This is a genomic window from Aequorivita sediminis, from assembly GCF_032080575.2.
Lineage (GTDB): Bacteria > Bacteroidota > Bacteroidia > Flavobacteriales > Flavobacteriaceae > Aequorivita > Aequorivita sediminis.
In genome coordinates this window covers 30,209-51,870 of sequence record NZ_JAVLSO020000006.1, presented here as the reverse complement: position 1 = coordinate 51,870, position 21,662 = coordinate 30,209, and the positions used below count along the sequence as shown (strand labels likewise).

General features: G+C 34.2%; 24 protein-coding genes and 1 tRNA gene. 20 read left to right on the top strand and 5 right to left on the bottom strand.

Annotation, left to right across the window (positions count from 1 at the left end):
• The first annotated feature begins 69 nt into the window (after positions 1-69).
• From RT250_RS10510 to RT250_RS10500, 3 genes are read left to right on the top strand one after another with little or no spacing between them, the layout of a single operon-like run.
• Entirely contained in the window at positions 70-804 is a 735-nt protein-coding gene (locus RT250_RS10510) for a rhomboid family intramembrane serine protease (protein ID WP_313114669.1), read from the top strand.
• Between the two features lie 2 nt (positions 805-806).
• Complete coding sequence (locus tag RT250_RS10505) at positions 807-1,679, top strand: rhomboid family intramembrane serine protease (RefSeq protein ID WP_313114667.1); 873 nt, start codon at positions 807-809, stop codon at positions 1,677-1,679.
• A 4-nt stretch (positions 1,680-1,683) separates the two neighbouring features.
• Positions 1,684-2,700, top strand: a complete 1,017-nt coding sequence (locus RT250_RS10500) for an endonuclease/exonuclease/phosphatase family protein (RefSeq protein WP_313114666.1) — start codon at positions 1,684-1,686, stop codon at positions 2,698-2,700.
• Between the two features lie 4 nt (positions 2,701-2,704).
• Here RT250_RS10500 and RT250_RS10495 read toward each other — a convergent pair whose 3' ends face one another.
• Positions 2,705-3,343 carry a WbqC family protein gene (locus tag RT250_RS10495; RefSeq protein WP_313114665.1) on the bottom strand — a complete coding sequence of 213 codons (639 nt, stop codon included), beginning with the start codon at positions 3,341-3,343 and terminating at the stop codon, positions 2,705-2,707.
• A gap of 203 nt (positions 3,344-3,546) precedes the next feature.
• Here RT250_RS10495 and udk point away from each other — a divergent pair, with 203 nt between their 5' ends.
• From udk to RT250_RS10465, 6 genes are read left to right on the top strand one after another with little or no spacing between them, the layout of a single operon-like run.
• The gene (gene udk / locus RT250_RS10490; protein WP_313114664.1) at positions 3,547-4,164 is read left to right on the top strand and encodes a uridine kinase; all 618 of its coding nucleotides are present in this window, start codon (positions 3,547-3,549) and stop codon (positions 4,162-4,164) included.
• Positions 4,164-4,496, top strand: a complete 333-nt coding sequence (locus tag RT250_RS10485; protein ID WP_313114663.1) for an FtsB family cell division protein — start codon at positions 4,164-4,166, stop codon at positions 4,494-4,496. Before udk ends, RT250_RS10485 begins: the two co-directional genes overlap by 1 nt.
• Positions 4,493-5,902 carry a methylmalonyl-CoA mutase subunit beta gene (locus tag RT250_RS10480; RefSeq protein WP_313114662.1) on the top strand — a complete coding sequence of 470 codons (1,410 nt, stop codon included), beginning with the start codon at positions 4,493-4,495 and terminating at the stop codon, positions 5,900-5,902. Before RT250_RS10485 ends, RT250_RS10480 begins: the two co-directional genes overlap by 4 nt.
• On the top strand, positions 5,895-8,033 hold the full coding sequence (gene scpA / locus RT250_RS10475) for a methylmalonyl-CoA mutase (protein ID WP_313114660.1): 2,139 nt from the start codon (positions 5,895-5,897) through the stop codon (positions 8,031-8,033). The genes RT250_RS10480 and scpA overlap by 8 nt, the downstream gene beginning before the upstream one ends.
• Positions 8,034-8,077: 44 nt before the next feature.
• Positions 8,078-8,431 (top strand): hypothetical protein, encoded by a 354-nt coding sequence (locus RT250_RS10470; protein WP_313114658.1) that lies wholly within the window; start codon positions 8,078-8,080, stop codon positions 8,429-8,431.
• Positions 8,432-8,452: 21 nt separating this feature from the next.
• Entirely contained in the window at positions 8,453-8,761 is a 309-nt protein-coding gene (locus RT250_RS10465) for a DUF6122 family protein (protein WP_313114657.1), read from the top strand.
• A 54-nt stretch (positions 8,762-8,815) separates the two neighbouring features.
• Here RT250_RS10465 and rlmH read toward each other — a convergent pair whose 3' ends face one another.
• Positions 8,816-9,289 (bottom strand): 23S rRNA (pseudouridine(1915)-N(3))-methyltransferase RlmH, encoded by a 474-nt coding sequence (gene rlmH / locus RT250_RS10460; RefSeq protein WP_313114655.1) that lies wholly within the window; start codon positions 9,287-9,289, stop codon positions 8,816-8,818.
• A gap of 105 nt (positions 9,290-9,394) precedes the next feature.
• Here rlmH and nadC point away from each other — a divergent pair, with 105 nt between their 5' ends.
• From nadC to RT250_RS10420, 8 genes are all read left to right on the top strand, one after another.
• A complete protein-coding gene (gene nadC, locus RT250_RS10455) occupies positions 9,395-10,255 on the top strand; it encodes a carboxylating nicotinate-nucleotide diphosphorylase (RefSeq protein WP_313114654.1) in 861 nt (286 codons plus the stop codon).
• Positions 10,252-11,172, top strand: a complete 921-nt coding sequence (locus RT250_RS10450) for a YihY/virulence factor BrkB family protein (RefSeq protein WP_313114652.1) — start codon at positions 10,252-10,254, stop codon at positions 11,170-11,172. The genes nadC and RT250_RS10450 overlap by 4 nt, the downstream gene beginning before the upstream one ends.
• Positions 11,173-11,190: 18 nt before the next feature.
• Positions 11,191-11,619: a DUF2147 domain-containing protein gene (locus tag RT250_RS10445; RefSeq protein ID WP_313114650.1), complete on the top strand. Its 429-nt coding sequence runs from the start codon at positions 11,191-11,193 to the stop codon at positions 11,617-11,619.
• An 88-nt stretch (positions 11,620-11,707) separates the two neighbouring features.
• On the top strand, positions 11,708-14,158 hold the full coding sequence (gene priA, locus RT250_RS10440) for a replication restart helicase PriA (RefSeq protein ID WP_313114649.1): 2,451 nt from the start codon (positions 11,708-11,710) through the stop codon (positions 14,156-14,158).
• Positions 14,159-14,333: 175 nt separating this feature from the next.
• The gene (gene rpsF / locus RT250_RS10435) at positions 14,334-14,672 is read left to right on the top strand and encodes a 30S ribosomal protein S6 (protein ID WP_139854930.1); all 339 of its coding nucleotides are present in this window, start codon (positions 14,334-14,336) and stop codon (positions 14,670-14,672) included.
• A 3-nt stretch (positions 14,673-14,675) separates the two neighbouring features.
• On the top strand, positions 14,676-14,972 hold the full coding sequence (gene rpsR, locus RT250_RS10430; protein ID WP_073216777.1) for a 30S ribosomal protein S18: 297 nt from the start codon (positions 14,676-14,678) through the stop codon (positions 14,970-14,972).
• Between the two features lie 16 nt (positions 14,973-14,988).
• Complete coding sequence (rplI, locus tag RT250_RS10425) at positions 14,989-15,441, top strand: 50S ribosomal protein L9 (RefSeq protein ID WP_139854929.1); 453 nt, start codon at positions 14,989-14,991, stop codon at positions 15,439-15,441.
• 96 nt (positions 15,442-15,537) lie between these two features.
• Positions 15,538-16,011, top strand: coding sequence for a DUF6495 family protein (locus tag RT250_RS10420; protein ID WP_313114645.1), 474 nt, complete (start codon positions 15,538-15,540; stop codon positions 16,009-16,011).
• Between the two features lie 75 nt (positions 16,012-16,086).
• Here the strand turns inward: RT250_RS10420 and RT250_RS10415 are convergent, their stop codons facing one another.
• The gene (locus tag RT250_RS10415; RefSeq protein ID WP_313114643.1) at positions 16,087-17,328 is read right to left on the bottom strand and encodes an ABC transporter permease; all 1,242 of its coding nucleotides are present in this window, start codon (positions 17,326-17,328) and stop codon (positions 16,087-16,089) included.
• A gap of 228 nt (positions 17,329-17,556) precedes the next feature.
• Here RT250_RS10415 and hisS point away from each other — a divergent pair, with 228 nt between their 5' ends.
• Positions 17,557-18,924, top strand: coding sequence for a histidine--tRNA ligase (gene hisS, locus RT250_RS10410; RefSeq protein WP_435373076.1), 1,368 nt, complete (start codon positions 17,557-17,559; stop codon positions 18,922-18,924).
• Between the two features lie 303 nt (positions 18,925-19,227).
• Complete coding sequence (locus RT250_RS10405; RefSeq protein ID WP_313114642.1) at positions 19,228-19,962, top strand: flavodoxin family protein; 735 nt, start codon at positions 19,228-19,230, stop codon at positions 19,960-19,962.
• Positions 19,963-19,984: 22 nt separating this feature from the next.
• Here RT250_RS10405 and RT250_RS10400 read toward each other — a convergent pair whose 3' ends face one another.
• Both RT250_RS10400 and RT250_RS10395 read right to left on the bottom strand, forming a co-directional pair.
• On the bottom strand, positions 19,985-20,713 hold the full coding sequence (locus RT250_RS10400; protein WP_313114640.1) for an SOS response-associated peptidase: 729 nt from the start codon (positions 20,711-20,713) through the stop codon (positions 19,985-19,987).
• A 155-nt stretch (positions 20,714-20,868) separates the two neighbouring features.
• Positions 20,869-20,942, bottom strand: a tRNA-Met gene (locus RT250_RS10395).
• Between the two features lie 289 nt (positions 20,943-21,231).
• On the opposite strand from RT250_RS10395, the gene RT250_RS10390 reads away from it, so the two are divergent.
• Positions 21,232-21,618 (top strand): START-like domain-containing protein, encoded by a 387-nt coding sequence (locus RT250_RS10390; RefSeq protein ID WP_165148431.1) that lies wholly within the window; start codon positions 21,232-21,234, stop codon positions 21,616-21,618.
• Positions 21,619-21,662 lie beyond the last annotated feature (44 nt).

The following is a 21,662-nucleotide window of genomic DNA, read 5'->3' as shown; positions in this document are numbered from 1 at the left end:
AATTTTACCGAGGTATATTAAGATGCGGTGTTTTAAAACACAATGTTATAATTATAGGTAGTAATAATTATGGGAAGAATAACAGATACAGTAAAATTTCTATTAATCCTGAATGTGATCTTTTTTATAGGAACACAGTTTACGGGAGGAATAGCGGAGAGATTATTCGCATTATATTATTTCGAAAACTCTAATTTTCAATTTTGGCAGCCGGTTACATCAATGTTTATGCACGGTAGCTTTTTCCACATTCTTTTTAATATGTATGCCTTATGGGCTTTTGGCTCTCCTTTGGAAATGCGTTGGGGGCAGAAGAAATTTCTGTTTTTCTACTTTTCTGCAGGAATAGGTTCGGCGTTAATTTATACCCTTGTAAATTACTTCCAACTTCATAGTGGCATGGATGATTTGTTAAGTGCGGGGCTAAGTCAGCAGCAAATCATGGATATCTTGGAAACTGGAAAGTATAACACTGCAATTTTAGAGTATGTGTCTCAGGACACAATTCAGAGTATGTACAATATATATAACGGAATTGCATTGGGTGCTTCTGGAGCAGTATATGGAGTGTTAGTGGCTTTCGGAATGATGTTCCCAACAGTAGAGCTGATGATGATTTTCCTACCTATACCCATAAAAGCAAAATATTTTATCCCAGGTATTATTGTTTTAGATTTAATATTTGGAATTACAGGAACTCAAACAGGTATTGCACACTTCGCACATATTGGAGGAGCGTTATTCGGGTTTATAATGGCTTGGTACTGGAAGAAAAATAGTTTTGATAACCATCGCTGGAATTAATTATGGCAGCAAACAATCTTATAGATAAATACAAGTCGGCCAATATACTGGTGAAGCTTATCGTGATTAATGCAATTGCATTTTTTGCAGTTTATCTTGGCTCTTTCTTTTTAAACACTAGTCAATTTTATTTTTCTCGTTGGTTTGTTTTAGGTGATGATATTGGAAGTCTTTTAACTAAGCCTTGGACTTTAATCACTTATGCTTTTTTGCATTTCGGGTTTTTACATATTTTATTTAATATGATATGGTTGTACTGGTTTGGACAATTTGTGCTGAACCTGTTTACAGGTAAAAGATTGCTCACGGTATATTTGTTAGGAGCACTTTTTGGTGGTCTTCTATTTGTAATAGCTTATAATCTTTTTCCCGTTTTTAATGAAAGTAGAGGCTACTTGATTGGGGCATCTGGAGCGGTTACTGCTGTAATGATATTTATAGCTACTTACACTCCAAATACTGCATTCCGATTATTTAGTTTTACAATCAAACTTTGGCATATTGCCCTATTTCTTTTTGTGCTAGATTTAGTTAGAATTCCAGCTGGAAATGCAGGAGGGATTTTAGCTCATGTAGGAGGAGCGGTATTTGGTTATATTTATACAGCTCAGCTTGCGAAAGGGAATGATATTGGGAAATGGTTTGAGAATTTTATGGATTGGATAGCTAATCTTTTTAAGCCAAGAACGAAAAAACCGTTTCGAAAAGTTCACCGTACAACACAACCAAAATCTAAGCGTTCTAAGCCTAAAGAATCAAAGTCTGATTATCAAAAAAAGATTGATGAGATTTTGGATAAAATAGGTAAAAGCGGTTATGAAAGTCTAACAAAAGAAGAAAAAGACTTTCTTTTTAAAGCCGGGAAAGAAGACTAATTCCATGCGAAGATTTATCAATAAAATGATTTTTTGGGGCAACTTGCTTGCGGCATTTCTATTATTGGTATCTTTTGTTTTACCCTACCTGCCTCCCAAGGATTTTCCAATACTTTCTTTACTAAGCTTGGTGGTTTCGTTGCTAATTATAGTTAATATTATTTTTGCTATTTATTGGGCAATACAGTTTAGAAGAAGATTTTTTGTGTCGTTTATCGTTCTTTTTATTTCATATTTCTATTTCAATGTGTTTTATGAAGTTTCATCGCAAGTTGATGCTTCACAGTATGAAAATAGTTTGAGTGTTTTGTCGTATAACGTACGACTTTTTAATGCCTACGAGAAGAATCTAGACGATGAAGCCATTGATATAATGACCGAAATCCTCTCTGAAGAAGATCCCGATATAGTTTGTATTCAGGAATTTTATAAAGACAATAAAATTGACTTTTCAGCATACCCGCATAAATTCGTTCATTTTAAACACAACAAAGCAGCTTTGGGTCACGCTATTTTATCAAAATATCCAATAGTAAAAAGAGGATATTTTGATTTTTCGGAAACTTATAATAATGCATTATATGTGGATATCGTTAAAGGTAAAGATACCCTTAGAGTTTATAATTTACATTTACAATCTTTAGGGATTGTACCTCGTGTTAGTTTTTTACAAAAAAATGATAATGAGAAGTTGATGAAGCGGGTCTCTTATGCATTTAGAAAACAGCAATCACAAATAGAAGAAATCAGGGCACATAAAGCTAAAGTTTCTTATCCTATTATTATAGCAGGCGATTTCAATAACACACCTTTTTCTTATACATATAGAAAATTAAAGGAAGGTATGCACGATAGCTTTAGAAAACGTGGGAATGGTTTAGGTACAACCTTTAACTTTGAAAAATTTCCAATGCGTATTGATTATATTTTTGCTTCAGAAGAATTGGAAGTTCTGTCGTTTGATACAATGAAGAAAACCTTCTCCGATCATTACGCTATCCGCTCTACTGTGGGTTGGTAGTCTTTTAGCTTTTGATGTAATTCTCAAAAACTTCGGCATTCTCTAAATACGTAAGTGTGTTTGGTCCTTCATTAAACAGTAAATCTAATACCGATAAATTTGGTAAAAATGCATGATTTGCTTCGTGAACTTGCGTGTATTTTTCACATTTAAATGCCGACTTTCTCTTTGCGTTAACTAATATACGTAGGTCATTAATTTCGGGTTCCTTTTCAAATTCTATAGTCTTTGAAACTTCCACATCTATTCCTATTATTTCACAGAGGATATCAAATATATTTAGATTGAACTCCATTAAGCTTTTCACCTTTTCGGTAAATATAGGTTCTAGGTCGTCTTCATAAAACTCGAAAAAAGGAGAGGTGCGATAAGCGCTTTGCAAACTCTTCCAATGATGTTCTTGCCAAGGAAAATCGTTTTCTACTAAAATATCCTTAGTTTTTTGACGATTCCCGTTTTTGCTGTGCTTAACTGGAATGTTCAGCAGTAATTTCCCGTTGCTATGCGCAATATATGTCCGATTTCGGTAGGTTTGCTTTTGGTAGTTATCCTCCACTTCAAAAACTACTTTTTCAACTTGCGCTACCGCAGCCATTTGTTCGATAGTAGGAAAATATGATGGGTATAAGAGGATTGTTTTCATTTTAAATAATTGAGCGTTTCAAAATTAAAAAAGAAAACCATACTCAAAACAAAATTGATTGACATAGTTTTAAATAGTGTAAAGCTTTTAGGCTTTCACTATAATTTGAAGTAATAAAAAATAAACCTAAACTAACAACCGGAGTGTTATCTAAGGGTGGAACTTGAAACCATTTTCCCTACCTTTGTAAAAATCTTTTAAATATGCTCATAATTGGCATTGCCGGAGGAACCGGTTGTGGTAAAACTACAGTAGTCGATCAAATTGTTTCAGAACTTCCAGAAGATGAAGTATGTATAATATCGCAAGATTCGTATTATCACGACACAAGTCATTTAACATTAGACGAACGAACTAAAATAAACTTTGATCATCCACAAGCTATTGATTTTGAATTGCTAGCTAGTCATTTAAAAGAACTTCGCGCAGGAAATTCGTTTGAGCAACCAGTTTATTCGTTTATAGAACATAATCGTACAGGAGATACAATTACTACCTACCCAAAAAAGGTTATAATTGTAGAAGGAATTCTAATATTATCAGATCCGGATATACGAGATATGTTTGATATTAAAATATTTGTACATGCCGATAGCGACGAACGATTAATACGCAGATTAAAACGCGATATTGCTACTCGTGGTCGTGACTTAGAAGAAGTTTTAAACAGGTATCAAACCACACTAAAACCGATGCATCAGCAATTTATCGAGCCTACAAAAGAATATGCTGATATAATTATACCAACAAACAAATACAATACGGTAGCTGTAGAAGTGATAAGAAGTATAATAGATCATAAAATAAGACTTAAAGAATAGTGGGTATTTCAGAACTTAGGAATAATAAATTCGTGCGGTTTGTAATTAACAAATACGTACTAATTCTTGTTGTGTTCATTATTTGGATGTTGTTTTTCGATGCGAATTCCTATCTAACTCATCACGAATTAGACAGTGAAATTAATGCGCTTGAAGACAATGCTGAATTCTATCAAAAAGAGATAGAAAATGATAAAGCATTTATAAAGAAGATGCAAGACAAAGAGGAAATGGAAAAATTTGCTCGAGAAAAGTATTATTTGAAAAAAGAAAACGAAGATATTTATATTATCGAAAATCCAGATAGTATTAAAAAAGAAGAAAAGCGATGAGTGAGTTTCTATTTGAAGAATTTGACGAAGTTTCAGCTAAACAGTGGAAACAGCAAATTCAATTTGACTTAAAGGGCGCCGATTATAACGAAATATTAGTTTGGCAAAGTCCTGAAGGAGTACACGTAAAACCTTTTTATCACCAAGATGATTTTGATAATGAGTTTTCTCCAATTCCAGGGCAACCCAAATTATGGAAGATTGCCCAAAAAATATTTATCGATGACGAGCAAATAGCTAATAATATTGCTATTGACGCAATTAAGAGAGGTGCAAATGCCATAATTTTCACTGCAAATGAAGATTTTGATATTAAAGTTGTTTTTAAAGATTTTCCACTTGAGAATGTCTCTGTTTATTTCAACTTGAAATTTCTTTCAGAAACATTTTACACCAAACTTTTCAAGTTTTTTGCAAATAAAGAAGCTGCAGTATATTACAATATTGATATTATTGGAAATTTAACGCGTACTGGGAATTGGTTTCATAACTTAAAGAAAGATCACGAAATTTTAGAGAGTGTTATTAAGAAAAATTCTTCATTAAACCTCTTGTCTGTAGATACAGCTGTTTACCAAAATGCTGGTGCTAATATCGTTCAGCAATTGGCTTACGCCTTGTCTCACGCAAATGAATATCTAAATCACTTAAGTATTTCAGAAAATTCTGAAGCTAATTCTGAGATTTTAAACAAGGAAGAGGCTCAAAACTTAAATATAACTTTTCAATTAGCTACAGGAGCCAATTATTTCTTTGAAATTGCAAAAGTCCGAGCTTTAAGAAAGCTTTATAAAGTTTTAGCTAACGAATACGGAGTTAAAGAAACCTGCCACATTGTTTCTACACCTTCAAAACGCAATAAAACGCTTTACGATTACAACGTAAATTTATTGCGAAGTACCACCGAATGTATGAGTGCTGTTTTAGGCGGTGCAGATACAGTTTGTAACTTGCCTTACGATGAAATTTATCATAAAAGCAATGAGTTTGGTGAACGCATTTCGCGAAATCAATTACTGATTTTAAAACACGAAAGTTATTTTGAAAGTGTAAGTAATCCTGCTGATGGAACTTATTATATCGAGCAACTTACAACTGAATTAGCTGAAAAAGCATTAAAACTGTTTAAAGATATTGAGAAAAACGGTGGTTTTCTGAAGCAGTTAAAAGAAGAAACAATTCAGAAAAAAATTAAAGAATGCGCTGAAAAGGAACAGCAGCTTTTTGAGAGTGGCGAATTAAAACTATTGGGAACGAACTATCACATTAATAAGAATGATAGAATGAAAGGGGATATTGAGCTTTTTCCGTTTGTAAAGCACAATCCGGTAAAAACCTTGATAGTTCCAATCATTCAAAAACGTTTGGCCGAAAAAGTTGAACAAGAAAGATTAAGCAATGAGTAGAAGAGATATACAACATATTAGCCTGGATAATTCAGAATTCAAAATCCAGAATTCAGAATTAAATGAGGATACTTCTTCCACAGCGGAGAATATTGAATTAAAAAAGAAATACAGCAAGGAGGATATTGAAAGACTTCAGCATTTAAACTTTGTAGCGGGAATTACTCCAAATCTTCGCGGGCCGTACTCTACTATGTATGTGGGTCGTCCTTGGACAATTCGTCAATATGCAGGTTTTTCTACTGCAGAAGACAGTAATGCTTTTTATAGAAGAAATTTAGCTGCAGGTCAGAAAGGACTTTCAGTAGCTTTCGACCTTGCTACACATAGAGGATATGATAGCGACCATGAAAGGGTAGAGGGTGATGTTGGTAAAGCAGGAGTGGCTATTGATAGCGTTGAGGATATGAAAATCCTTTTCGATCAAATTCCTTTAGATAAAATGAGTGTTTCGATGACGATGAATGGTGCTGTTCTACCAATTATGGCATTTTACATTGTCGCTGCCGAAGAACAAGGTGTTGCGCCAAAGGAACTTTCGGGAACTATTCAAAACGATATTTTAAAGGAGTTTATGGTGAGGAATACTTATATCTATCCGCCTACACCTTCGATGAAGATTATCAGTGATATTTTTGAATTCACTTCTAAAAATATGCCTAAGTTCAACAGTATTTCTATTTCTGGATATCATATGCAGGAAGCAGGAGCTACGGCAGATATTGAACTTGCATATACGTTGGCCGATGGATTGGAGTACATTCGAACAGGAATTAAAGCAGGAATGGATATAGACACTTTTGCTCCCCGACTTTCTTTCTTTTGGGCTATTGGGATGAACCATTTTATGGAAATTGCAAAAATGCGAGCTGCTAGAATGCTTTGGGCTAAAATTGTAAAGCAATTCAATGCTAAAAACGAAAAATCACTTTCGTTGCGGACGCATTGCCAAACTAGCGGTTGGAGTCTTACCGAGCAGGATCCGTTTAACAATGTTGCTAGAACTGCAATTGAAGCTGCCGCAGCAGCATTCGGTGGCACACAGTCTTTACACACCAATGCATTAGATGAAGCTATTGCTTTACCAACAGATTTCTCTGCCCGTATAGCCAGAAACACACAAATTTATCTACAAACTGAAACGCAAATCACAAGAACTGTCGATCCGTGGGCAGGAAGTTATTATGTGGAAAGTCTAACGAATGAAATCGCAAATAAAGCGTGGGCTTTAATTGAAGAAGTTGAAGAGTTAGGAGGGATGACAAAAGCTATAGAAGCGGGTATTCCTAAAATGCGTATTGAAGAAGCTTCGGCTAGAAAACAAGCGCGAATAGATAGTGGTCAGGATGTAATTGTTGGGGTTAATAAATACCGATTGGCCAAAGAAGACCCATTACAAATCTTAGATGTAGATAATAAAAAGGTTAGAACTTCACAGATTGAACGCTTAAATCAAATAAAATCTACTCGAGATAATACAAAAGTTGAAAAAGCACTTGCAAATATTACCGAATGCGCCCGTTCAGGTGAAGGAAATTTATTAGCTTTAGCTGTAGAAGCTGCTCGTTATAGAGCAACTCTTGGCGAAATCTCTACCGCAATGGAAAAAGAATTCGGAAGGTATAAAGCTCAAATAAGATCATTTAGCGGCGTGTATAGTAAAGAAATTAAACAAGATGAAAGCTTTGCGAAAGCTAGGGAGATGGCAGACCAATTCGCAGCATTGGAAGGACGTCGTCCACGTATCATGATTGCAAAAATGGGGCAAGACGGGCACGATCGCGGCGCTAAAGTTGTCGCTACCGGTTATGCCGACGTAGGTTTTGATGTGGATATAGGTCCACTATTCCAAACTCCAGCCGAAGCTGCTAAACAAGCTGTAGAAAATGATGTCCACATTCTAGGTGTATCGTCTTTGGCAGCAGGCCATAAAACATTAGTGCCTCAAGTAATTGAAGCTTTAAAAAATTACGGACGTGAGGATATTATGGTTATTGTTGGCGGTGTAATTCCTGCACAAGATTATCAATACCTTTTTGATGCCGGCGCCGTAGCGGTTTATGGCCCAGGCACCCGAATTAGTGATGCCGCAATTGAAATGTTAGGAGTATTGATTCAATCGATAGAGTAGTGGGACTTGGGTGCATTGACTGGTTTATTGTATGAAATATCTTAATGAATGACAATTTTTATATAAAACATCAAAATCATTTAAAGTTGAATGTATTGTTAAAAGATAAAATCAACTTTGAGAATGCGATGACACTTAAAAATTTACCATTTTATTCTAAAGTAAAGGAACAAGCATTTTTAGATGGTGGAATTAATTATTTCATCCTTGAAACTGATAGGCAAAAAGTAGGTTCATTGCTAATTGAAAATAATATAGTTGCTAGTACTGAAACTATACCAAATCAAGATTTTCGCGATATCAAGAAGTTTTATAAGGTATATGCTTGGGTTGCAATAAGTATTGTGGTTTTGATAGTTCTTGCTTTAATTATAGAATTCATTGTTTTCAACTACTAACTTACTTCTATAAAAAATTTAATGCTTCAAACGCTTATTCATTATACATTACATTTATTAGTTCCTGGACTAATAGCATATGTTTTCTTCAGAAATAATTGGAAGAAAGCATGGTTGATAATGTTGGCTACAATGCTAGTAGATTTAGATCATCTTATGGCTACTCCTATATTTGATCCAGGTAGATGTAGTATTAATTTCCACCCATTACACACTTATTGGGCAATGGCGGTTTATGTGGTGATGTTATTCTTCAAGAAAACAAGAATTATAGCAGTAGGATTACTATTCCACATGCTTACAGACTTTATAGACTGTCAATGGAATTAAAATTCTAAACCATAAACAAAATCTCAAATCTCAAATCTCACATCTCAAATCTCACTACTTATGGTGATACGGTTCATTTCTTAAAATAGTAAACCCGCGATATAATTGCTCAATAAAAAATAACCTTACCATTTGATGAGAAAAAGTCATTGAAGAAAGTGAAACTTTTCCGTTTGCGCGTTTGTAAACTTCCTCACTAAACCCATAAGGGCCGCCAATTACAAAAATTAGATTTTTCAGGCCGCTATTCATTTTCTTTTGTAAAAATTGAGAAAATCCTTCAGAAGTATATGTTTTTCCTTTTTCGTCGAGAAGAATCAAAACATCAGCCGTATTTGTTCGCTTTATAATCTCATCACCTTCAGCTTGTTTTTGAAGGGCTTCAGATAAGTTTTTTGCATTTTTAATATCTGGAATTACCTCCATTTCAAAAGAAATATAAAACCCCAGCCTTCTAATGTAATCATCCATTAGGGATTGTAACTGTTTATTGTCGGTTTTACCTATTGCGAGTAGTGTAATTTTCATCTAAAAGTTTTCAGATTTCAAAAATACAAAGATAATAGGTGTCTCTTCCTACTTCTCACTTCGACTTTCTAACTTTTTAAAGTATTTTAGCTAAAATTTTAAGCTATGATTTCAGAAAAACAATTCAACAAAGAAATAGATATCATAATCGCAAATGCAATTCGTGAGGATGTAGGAAATGGCGATCATAGTTCATTAGCCTGCATTCCTGAAGATGCAACCGGTTCGGCTAAACTTTTGGTGAAAGACGAAGGTATTATTGCCGGGATAAATTTTGCAAAACAAGTTTTTGAATTTATAGATCCCGGTCTTGAGGTGGATGTTAAAATAAAAGATGGTTCTCCCGTGAAATATGGAGACGTTTGTTTTTATGTTTCAGGACTCTCACAGTCTATTTTAAAAGCTGAAAGATTGGTTCTGAATGCTATGCAACGTATGAGTGCAATTGCAACTAAAACAAATCAATATGTTAAGCTATTGGAAGGCACTAATACCAAAATTCTAGATACTCGTAAAACTACACCTGGAATTCGTGCATTAGAAAAATGGGCTGTAAAGATAGGAGGCGGAGAAAATCATCGTTTTGCGTTATACGATATGATTATGCTAAAGGATAATCACATAGACTTCTGTGGAAGTATTACTAAGGCTATTGAAAAAACGCAAGCATATTTAAAAGAAAATCATTTTGATCTTAAAATAATTGTGGAAGCAAGAAATCTTGCTGAAATTGAAGAAATCCTTCAAAGTGACGGAGTTTATAGAATATTAATTGATAACTTTAATTACGAAGATACGCGTAAGGCTGTAAAACTAATTAACGGTAAGTGTTTAACGGAGTCTAGTGGAGGAATTACATTGGAAACGGTTAGAAATTATGCAGAATGTGGTGTAGATTATATTTCAAGTGGGGCGTTAACGCATTCGGTTTACAATATGGATCTTAGCCTAAAAGCGGTTAAATGAGCGAAAACCAAGAAAAGGAAATAAAAATTCCTGTAATACGGGAATTGGTTAATGTAACAAAAAGAATTAAACTCCCAGGATTAGGGCAGTTTTCACTATATCATTTATTAGAAATTTACGTAAATGGTATTTTAAAAGGTTCCTTTTCACCTCGAGCTAGTTCTATTGCTTACAGTTTCTTTTTAGCCTTATTTCCTTTTTTGCTGTTACTGTTAAATCTTATTCCTTACATCCGTATTGATGGGTTTCAAACGCGGTTTTTAATATTTATTGAAGCTTTATTACCACCGCAAACCACACAGTTTTTCTATCCCATTATTGCAGATATTGCGGTAAACCCACGCTCCGGATTGCTGTCTTTTGTGTTTATACTATCCCTATTTTTATCTGCAAATGGGGTGAACGCTATATTTAGTGCCTTCGAGTACTCTTTTCACGTATCAATAAATAGAAATTTTTTCCGTCAATACCTTGTAGCGCTAAGTGTTGCTATTTTCTTGGCATTGTTGTTGTTAACTTCAGTAGGGGTTATCCTTTATGGAGAATTTATTATTCGCGACTTCCAATCTAGAGCTTATATTGATAACGATTTGTTTTGGATACAGTTCTTTCAATTTCTTGTATTCCTGATTATGATTTATGTTGTAATTGCAACATTGTATTACTTTGGAACCAAAGAAGGGAAGTCTTCCAGCTTTTTTTCCATTGGAGCGGTAGTAACCACAGTGTTGTTCTTGTTAACCACATATTTTTTTGGAATATATATTAATAATTTTTCAAATTATAACGAGTTATATGGCTCTATTGGTGCACTTTTGATATTGATGTTATATATTTGGATAAACGCAAACCTTTTGCTGCTAGGTTTTGAGTTAAATGTATCAATTAAGCGGCTTAAAGAAAAAATTAAAAAATAACTTAATCTCTTCAAAATTATGAATAAACTATTTTTAACACTCTCATTAGCTTTAATGACTGTTTTTGCAGCTTCGGCTCAAGATGTAACTGGAAAATGGAAAACTATTGACGACGAAACAGGAGAAGCAAAATCTATTGTGGAAATCTATAAGCAAAATGGCAAAGTTTATGGTAAGATAGTAGAAATTTTAAATCCTGCTAAAAAAAATGCAGTATGCGATAAATGTCCGGGAGCTGATAAAGGAAAGCCAATTGAAGGATTGGTAATACTTAAAGGACTTCAAAAAGATGGTGATGAATACAACGACGGAACAATTATGGATCCATTAAATGGGAAAGTTTACAAAAGTTATATTAAATTAAATGGAGCAAATAAGCTTGACGTACGTGGCTATGTTGGTTTTTCACTTTTAGGAAGAACACAAACTTGGTCTAGAGTAAATTAAAAAATCATAAAAACAGTATCTTTAGGCCACCATTTTGGTGGCCTTTTTTGTGGCTTCAAAGCAATTATTAATCAAATAATTTTTCAACTTGTTTTATATAGATGTCATTCTTCCTATTCCTTTAAAACAAACCTTCACCTATAGTGTTAATAAGGATGAAGCGGCTTTTCTACAACCGGGTATGCGTGTAGCAATCCCATTTGGAAAGTCGAAAGTTTTTACGGGAATTGTTTATCAAGTTCACGATCAAGCTCCAGTAGGCTACGAAACCAAGTCTATAGATCATATTTTAGATGAAACTCCAATTATTACACCTTATCAATTAAAGCACTGGGAGTGGATTGCGAAATATTATATGTGTTCAATAGGGGAGGTCATTAAGGCTGCTTTACCAAGTGCTTTTTTATTGGAAAGCGAAACAATGATTAAACTTTCTGCCGATATTAGTGTCAATGAAAAGTCACTAACAGATAACGAGTTTTTAGTGTTTGAAGCCCTTCAGAACCAAACATCATTACATATTAGTGAAGTCCGCGCTATACTCGATAAGAAAAATGTGGTTTCTGTTATTAATAAATTAATAGATAAAAAAGTTGTTGATGTTGAAGAAACCGTTTACGAGCAATACACCCCAAAGCTTGTTCGCTATGTAAAGCTTTCACCTGAATATACTTCTGAAGAGAATTTACGTCATCTTTTAGATTCGATGAATCGTGCTCCAAAACAACGCGAAGTGCTTATGAATTTATTTGTACTGAGTAGTCAGACAAAAAAACCAATTACAACTACAGCGCTTCAAAAGAAAAGTAATGCCTCGGCCTCCACTTTAAAATCGCTTATCGATAAAGGAGTTTTAGAGGAATATTTTATTCAAAAAGATAGGATAGAGTTTTCTGGTGAAGCAACCACAGATATTAAGGAGTTAAACAAAGCACAAACAAAAGCCTATCAGGAGATTAAAACTACTTTTACTGAAAAAGATGTTGTATTACTTCACGGGGTGACTTCTAGTGGGAAAACTGAAATTTATGTTCGTTTAATTGAACAAATGGTAGCTACGGGAAAGCAGGTTTTATATATGCTACCTGAAATTGCCTTGACTACTCAATTAATTACTCGACTTCAAAAATATTTCGGAGAGAAAATATCTGTTTACCATTCAAAATTTTCAGTGAATGAAAGGGTTGAGGTTTGGAATAATGTTATAAATGAAAAGCCAAAAGCACAAGTGGTTATTGGTGCACGTTCATCCTTATTTTTACCTTTTAAAAATCTAGGATTCATAATAGTAGACGAGGAGCACGAACCATCATTTAAGCAATATAGCCCTTCACCACGGTACAACGCTCGAGACAGCTCTATAGTATTAGCAAAACTTCACAAAGCAAAGGTTTTGATGGGTTCTGCAACGCCGTCATTGGAAAGCTATTACAATGCTAAAACAGGAAAATTCGGTTTGGTAACTCTAAAAAAGCGTTTTGGAAATGCGCTAATGCCTGAAATTGAATTGGTAGATATAAAGGAGAAAGGCCGTAAAAAGCAAATGACGGGGCATTTTAGTGATAGAATGCTAGAAGAAATGCGCGAAACATTAGAAAACGGGGAGCAGGTTATTCTTTTTCAGAATAGAAGAGGTTATTCCCCGGTGGTAGAGTGTACAACTTGTGGTGTTTCTCCTCAATGCCCCAATTGCGATGTAAGTTTAACGTTTCATCAATATAAAAATCAGCTGCGTTGCCATTATTGCGGATACAAAATAGCGATGATGCTTAGTTGTATAGCTTGTGGAAGTGAAACGCTAGATACTAAAGGTTTTGGAACCGAACAAGTTGAAAACGAATTAAAACCACTTTTCCCGAAACACAAAATCGCCCGGATGGATCAAGATACTACCAGGGGGAAACACGCTTATTCAAAACTTATTGAAGCACTAGAAAACGAGGAAATAGATATTTTGGTGGGTACTCAAATGCTGGCAAAAGGGTTAGATTTTAGAAATATAGGTTTGGTAGGGGTGATGAATGCAGATAATCTTTTAAACTTCCCAGATTTTAGAGCTCATGAACGTAGTTTTCAATTACTTCAACAAGTGTCGGGTAGGGCAGGGCGCACCCAAAAAAGAGGTAAAGTTTTAATACAAACGTACAATCCGTATCATCAAATTTTAAAGCAAGTTAGCGTTAATGATTATGCCGGGATGTTTAAGGAACAACTAGAAGAGCGATACAATTTTAAATATCCTCCATATTATAGAACTATAAAACTTGTTTTTAAAGACAAGAATTTAAAAAAAGTTCAAAAAGCTTCTGCTTGGTTTGCTCAAGCGTTACAAGTACCGTTTAAGGAAAATGTTTTAGGTCCTGAACCCCCACCAATTGGTAGGATTAAGAATATGTATATTATAAATATTCTTATTAAAATACCGAAGGACCAGTCTTTAGATAGAAGTAAGAAATATATTAGTGACGTACAGCGAAGTTTTAATACGATTAAGGATTTTTCAAGTGTACGTATTAATATAGATGTAGATAATTATTAAAATGTGAAATATGTGGAGCGTGTAAAAACTTTAGTATTGAACATTTGAGGATTTATTAAGCATTTCTTTAAATTCTATTTAAAAATAGGTTTGATTAAACCAAATAATGTATTACTTTTGCACCCTCTTTGGCAGGAAGTCAAGGAGTTTTAATAATAATTTTAATAGATTTTTTATGAATCATTACGAAACTGTTTTCATCTTAAATCCCGTTTTATCTGAAGATCAGATAAAGGAGACAGTAAAGAAATACGAAGATTTTCTTGTTTCTAAAGGTGCTAAGATGATATCCAAAGAAAATTGGGGCTTGAAGAAACTTGCTTACCCAATTCAAAAGAAAAAAAGTGGGTTTTACCACCTGTTTGAGTACACTGTAGAAGGTGATACTGTAAACGAATTGGAAACTGAATTCAAAAGGGATGAGCGTTTTATGCGTTACCTTACTGTAAGCCTTGATAAGCACGCAATTGCTTGGGCAGAAAAGAGAAGAAATCGCAATAAAAAATCAGCTTAAATTATGGCAACATTACAACAACAAGCAAAAGGAAAAAAAGACGGAGAGATCAGATATCTTACTCCGCTTAATATAGAAACAAACAAGACTAAGAAGTATTGTATGTTTAAAAGGTCAGGTATTAAATACGTTGACTATAAAGATGCAGATTTCTTATTAAGATTTGTAAACGAACAAGGTAAAATTTTACCAAGAAGACTTACTGGAACTTCATTGAAGTACCAAAGAAAAGTTGCAGTTGCAGTTAAAAGAGCACGCCACTTGGCACTTATGCCATATGTAACCGATCTATTAAAATAAAAAACCAGAACGTATTATGGAACTTATATTAAAGAATGACGTAGAAAATCTGGGTTTTGCAGATGATATTGTAACTGTTAAGAACGGCTACGGAAGAAACTACTTGATACCTCAAGGACATGCAGTACTTGCTACTCCTTCAGCTAAAAAAGTACTTGCTGAAACTTTAAAGCAACGCGCTTTTAAAGAACAGAAAATAGTTGATGAAGCAAAAACACAGGCTGAGAAATTAAACGGACTTGAAATTAAAATCTCTGCCAAAACTGGGGAAGGTGATAAATTATTCGGTTCAGTAAACAATGCTGATCTTGCAGAAGCACTTGAAAAAGCAGGTGTATCTATCGAGAAGAAATTCATCATGATTGCTGGTGGAGCTATTAAGCGTACAGGACCTTACGAGGCAACTATTCGTTTCCACAGAGATGTGATTAGCAACTTCGCATTTGAGGTTGTTGCGGAAGCAAAATAATTTATTCAATTGAATAAAAAAAAGCCTTTCTCAATTTGAGGAAGGCTTTTTATTTGGAAATAGGTTTTCAATTACAAAAGATAACAGACACCAAAAATGAAATACGCCAGATTAACAAAAGAACAATTTGAAGAATTACACCAAGAGTTTATCAACTTTCTAGCTACTCAGTCTATTACTGCAGACGAATGGGCTAAGTTAAAAGTTGAAAAACCTGAAGTAGCTGAAGAAGAGTTAGATGTTTTTAGCGACTTAATATGGGAAGGTGTGCTTAAAAAAGTTAAATACCTAGAGCACATTTCACCTAAGCAATTAATGCTTTTTCATATTACCGAAGCTTTTATGGAGCTTATCGCAATAAAAATTGATAAGGAAGAGATTGATATTACAACCGATTACGGCTACAAGTGGCTTCAGCAAAATTTACACGACGATGCTGTAAGCTTGTACACATCTACTAAAGCAATTAAAGAAGATAGAAATAAAGATATTTTTATTCTAATTCAGCAAGGTGCTGTTATTACAAAAGGTGAACTTTATACTTATTTTAGCGATCTGTTAAAAGAATAATTTTCAGATTAAAAAGCCCCAACTTTCAAAAGTTTAATTTTGAGATTTGGGGCTTTTCTTATTTTATGGTTTTACTTATTCATACCTTAAACTCTCAATAGGATCTAAACGTGCAGCTTTTGTGGCAGGGTAGGAGCCTGCAATAACAGCTACTATAAAAGTTATTATTGTAGCCCAAATCATTGCCGTCCAAGGTAAGGTAAAATCGAAATCGAAAGCTTTTGCAAATCCATATCCCGTTAGGATTCCGAGAATAATCCCGAGAATACTTCCAAACTGACCAATTACTATAGTTTCCATAAAAAACTGTGTAGAAATTGTAGATCGTTTTGCTCCTAATGCCTTGCGGACACCAATTTCTCGAGTACGCTCGGTAACAGATACTAGCATAATATTCATAAGAGCTATTGAAGATCCTAAGATCGTGATAATGCTAATTATCCAAGCGGCAATTTCTAAATACCCGGTCATAGTTGCAATTCTATTTATTAAGTCGTCACTGCGCTCAAGACCGAAGTTATTTTCTTCTACCGGACTAAGTCCGCGTATGTTTCTGAAGGTAATTATAGCTTCGTCTTGTGCCGCTTCCATATACTGTTTGTCGCCAACCATTACACTAATATTGTAATTAATGTTAGGTTGAGTGTACATACTTCGAGCAACTTGAACGGGAATTAAAACCCTTAAATCTTGATTATTACCAAAGGTAGATCCCTTAGATTCTAGTAACCCTATAACTTTAAACTTAACCCCGCGTATGCTTATTGTTTTATTAATAGGGTTTTCGTTCTTAAAAAGACTTTTCATAAAATCGGAGCCTATTATACACACCTTATTATTGTTTTCGACATCAAAATATGTGAAATTTCTTCCTTTTTCTATTTCAGTACCAGAGGTTTCAAGATAATGTTCATTTATACCGTAAACCTTTACTTCAGGATCAGTTTTTTCTGAGCCAAATTTCACCTCGGCGCCGGCAGTACCTAAAAATGAAAGTGAAGTTTTTGTTTGTGGGAATTCATATTTATTTAAAAACTCACGCACATTGTTATAGCTAATTATAGGATTTACTTTTTCGCGTTCGCCGCTTCTATTACTTTGTACTTCAAATTCGTATCGTTGAATATTAAAAGTATTGGCACCCATAGAGGCGAAGTTGCCCGATATAGTATTTTCTAGTGCTTTTACGGCACTTAAAATACCTACAAGAGCCCAAATCCCGATGCCGATAATTACGATAGTTAATATAGTTCTAAGCAGTTGCCCTTTAATAGAGCCAAGTGCAATTCGAACATTTTCCCAAAAGAGTGAAAACATATTTTTAGTTTGAGTTTCTCATTAGACGGCAAAAGTTGGATAAAGTTACTATTATTTAAGATATTTGCTTCTTTAAGTTATGAGTTATGAGTTATGAGTTATGAGTTATGAGTTATGAGTTATAAGTTATGAGTTTGGTTGTCTGTTTGAAATTCTCAGCATCTTTCTCTTTATTCTTTTATCTCTCCTCTCTTCTCTTTTTTTAAAATCTAAAATCTAAAATCTATTTTGAAACCGACTATTCCAAAAGGTACACGCGATTTTTCTCCTGAAGAAGTATCTAAACGTAACTATATATTTAATACTATAAAAGAAACATTTTCTCTTTATGGTTTTCAGCCTATTGAAACCCCTTCATTTGAAAACAGTAACACCTTAATGGGGAAATACGGAGAAGAAGGGGATCGTTTAATTTTTAAAATTCTTAATAGTGGAGATTATCTTTCCAAAGTAGATGACGCGCTTTACACTGAAAAAAATAGTGCTAAAATGACTGCTAAGATTTCTGAAAAAGCCCTGCGTTATGATCTTACAGTTCCTTTTGCTCGCTATGTGGTTCAACATCAAAACGAAATTACTTTTCCTTTTAAACGTTATCAAATTCAACCTGTATGGCGTGCAGATAGACCACAAAAAGGACGATTCCGCGAATTTTACCAATGCGATGCAGATGTTGTAGGTTCAAAATCGCTTTGGCAGGAAGTGGAATTTGTGCAGATGTATGATGCTGTTTATACCAAACTTGGACTAAAGGGAGTAACCATAAAAATAAACAATCGTAAGGTTTTAAGCGGAATCGCTGAAACTATTGGTGCAGAAGATAAACTGATAGATTTCACAGTGGCTTTAGATAAACTTGACAAAATTGGCGAGGAAGGCGTGAAAAAGGAAATGCGTGAAAAAGGAATTACGGAAGAAGCCTTAGACAAATTGCAACCTTTATTTTCATTCTCAGGAAATAATGATAATAACTTAAAATCTTTAAGCGAAATGCTTTCTGAATCTAAAACAGGAATGCAAGGGGTGGAAGAACTACAGTTTATCACTAAAAATATAGAATCGCTTGGTTTAAAGTCTGCTTCATTGCAAATAGATGTAACCTTAGCGCGTGGTCTAAACTATTACACAGGTGCTATTTTAGAAGTAGCTGCTCCCAAAGAAGTGAAAATGGGAAGTATAGGCGGTGGCGGCAGATATGACGATCTTACCGGGATATTTGGCTTAAAAGATATGAGTGGGATGGGAATTTCTTTTGGTTTAGATAGAACTTATCTTGTGCTTGAAGAGTTAAATCTTTTTCCAGAAACCATTTCTGAAAATAGTAGAGCGCTCTTCCTAAATTTCGGTGAAAAAGAAGCGTTGTACGCCATGAAAACAATTTTAAAATTGCGTGATGCTAATGTAAAAGCTGAGCTGTATCCAGATTCGGCAAAAATGGGGAAACAGATGGGCTACGCCGATAAGCGCAATATTCCATTTACAATCTTAGCAGGTGAAAAGGAAATGCAAGCCGAAGCCTTTACGCTTAAAAATATGAAAACTGGAGAACAAACTATGATGAATTATTCAGAGCTAGAAAGTTTTTTAGCAGAATAGATTACTACTACTTTATGTAGATATATTAAAAATCCCTCTGAAATTTTATTCAGCGGGATTTTTGGTTTTTATAAATTTAGTAGTTGAAAGTGTTGAAGGTTAGGTGTAATAATTACTAGTAAAACTCATTGATAACTATCTAATTTATATTTTATGACGAATACTTTTGCTAGTAGGATTTCTTAACAATATTTTATTATAGTTTGAATGTCATCTATAATTTTAGACAGCGGAATTTCTACGATATCACGCCAATTTGAAAAACATGTTGTAACTTATAACAGAATTAATTAAAACTGTTTTATGAAATCTCCAGACTTCACCAATTTGAGTGCAATTTATGTAAATTGTACACTAAAAAAATCTCCAGAACCAAGCCATACGGATTCTTTATTAAATGTTTCTAAACAAATCATGACGAAAGAAAAGGTAAAAATAGATGAAATTCGATTGGTAGATTTTGAAGTTGCTTCTGGAGTATATCCCGATATGACGGAACATAATTGGGATAGAGATGACTGGCCAAAATTATTTAAAAGAATTATTAATGCAGATATTCTTATCGTAGGTACCCCAATATGGTTGGGAGAAAAATCTTCAGTTGCACAAAAACTTATTGAAAGACTTTACGCTATGAGTGGTCAAACCAACGATAAAGGTCAATATTTGTTTTACGGAAAAGTAGGTGGGTGTGTTGTTACTGGTAACGAAGATGGCATAAAACATTGTGCAATGGGAATATTGTATTCACTTCAGCATATAGGGTATTCTATACCGCCACAAGCTGACTGTGGATGGATAGGGGAGGTAGGTCCTGGACCTAGCTATGGAGATACCGAATGGCAGGGAAAAGAATTAAAGCACCCCGTGGGTTTTAAAAGCGATTTTACCAATAGGAATACTACTTTTATGACTTATAATATACTTCACTTAGCTTCAATGTTAAAATCAAATAACGGTTACTCAAACTATGGGAATTCTAGAAATGATTGGGATGATGGAGCACGTTGGGAGTTTGAGAACCCTGAATATCGCTAGGATTATAAAAAATAAAATTTTATTAAAACAAAAGATTTGGAGGCGGAACCTCCTCGATAATATTGGGTTTGTTTGTGTTTAAATTCCGCTTATAAAGATCTGGGCTTATAGGATGAGCCTTAAATTCTTTTGAGGTAAAGCCATTTTTGATTAATTCTAATACATTTCCTTCATTTAAATCAGGATTAAACCATTCGTCGTACAATCCTTCATCAAGTACCAGCGGTTGTCTTTTTTTGATATTGTGAACCTCAGAAAAAAAGGAATTTGCTTCCATAGTAAGTATGGAGCAGGTATATTGATTTGTATCATCGTCTATACTAGAATAAATCCCTCCAAATACAAACAAATCACGATTATCTGCATATTTGTCGGTTGGGATATAACAGAAGTAGGGAATAGAATTTCCTGCAGTTTTGTGCGGCTCAAAAAATCCATCGGCTATAATTAGGCAGCGGTTTTCAAATGCTGCTTCTTTTGATACCCCTTGAAATAGGGTTTCAGACTTTATATTTAAGGTGTTGTATTTTTTTCTAAACGCTGTGATATCTCTCATTCCCCAACTTGGTACATATCCCCATTCAGCCGGGTAAATAGTGTTGGGTTCATTCATTTTTACGATTTGAAGATTGGGATGAGTAAATCCAGAACGATGGTAGTAAATCTCATATTGTTCGGGATTAGCAAAGTCTTTGTTAAAGTTCTCTTTTACTTCCTTTTTCTTTTTGGTGAGAGCGGTTTCATAGCACATTTATAGATAGGTGTGGTTTTAAGGATTATCATTAAGGCTAGTTTGTTACAAATCGTATCTAACTCTGTGCTCTAAAGTACTAAATTTAAAAGTTGATTGCATAAAAAAACGGTTAGGAATAAACCTAACCGTTTTAATTTGAGAATTAACCTCTGTAGCGAGATCGGGACTTGAACCCGAGGCCTCCGGGTTATGAATCCGACGCTCTAACCAGCTGAGCTACCTCGCCATTTTTAAAAAAAAATTAAAGTAAGTTTCAATCAAAACTTTTCCTTTTCGACGCTCTTACCTCCCGATAGCTATCGGGAGAGCTACCTCGCCATTTTATAATCTTAATCTAAATTTGCTATAGCCAAAAGGGCTAAGCGGCTGCAAAGATAGTAACAAAATAAACTGACGCAAATTTTATCTTAAATTTATTTCATTTTTTTTCTAACTTAATCTCATAAAATTTTTAAACAGAATATTTCGGGATTATAATTAATATATATATATTGGGCAGCAACAAATATAGTGCTATGGATGACAAAATTAAATATGAAATGGAATTCCCAATACAGGTATCTCCATCTTTATTATATCAATATATTTCAACACCATCTGGGTTATCAGAATGGTATGCAGATAACGTAAATTCACGTGGGGAATTCTATACTTTTATTTGGGAAGGTAGCGAGGAGAAAGCTAAGTTACTAAGCAAGAAAAGCCCAGAACGCATCAAATTTAGATGGTTGGAAGATGAAGGGGAGGAGTTTTATTTCGAACTTAGAATACAAGTTGACGAAATCACTAAAGACGTCTCGCTTATGATAACAGATTACGCTGAAGAAGATGAAATAGAAGAAGGGAAAATGCTTTGGGAAAATATGGTGTCAAACCTTAAACAGATTTTAGGATCTGCTTAAAACCGCAATAAATATATTATTTTAGAACCGTCTTATAACTAAGG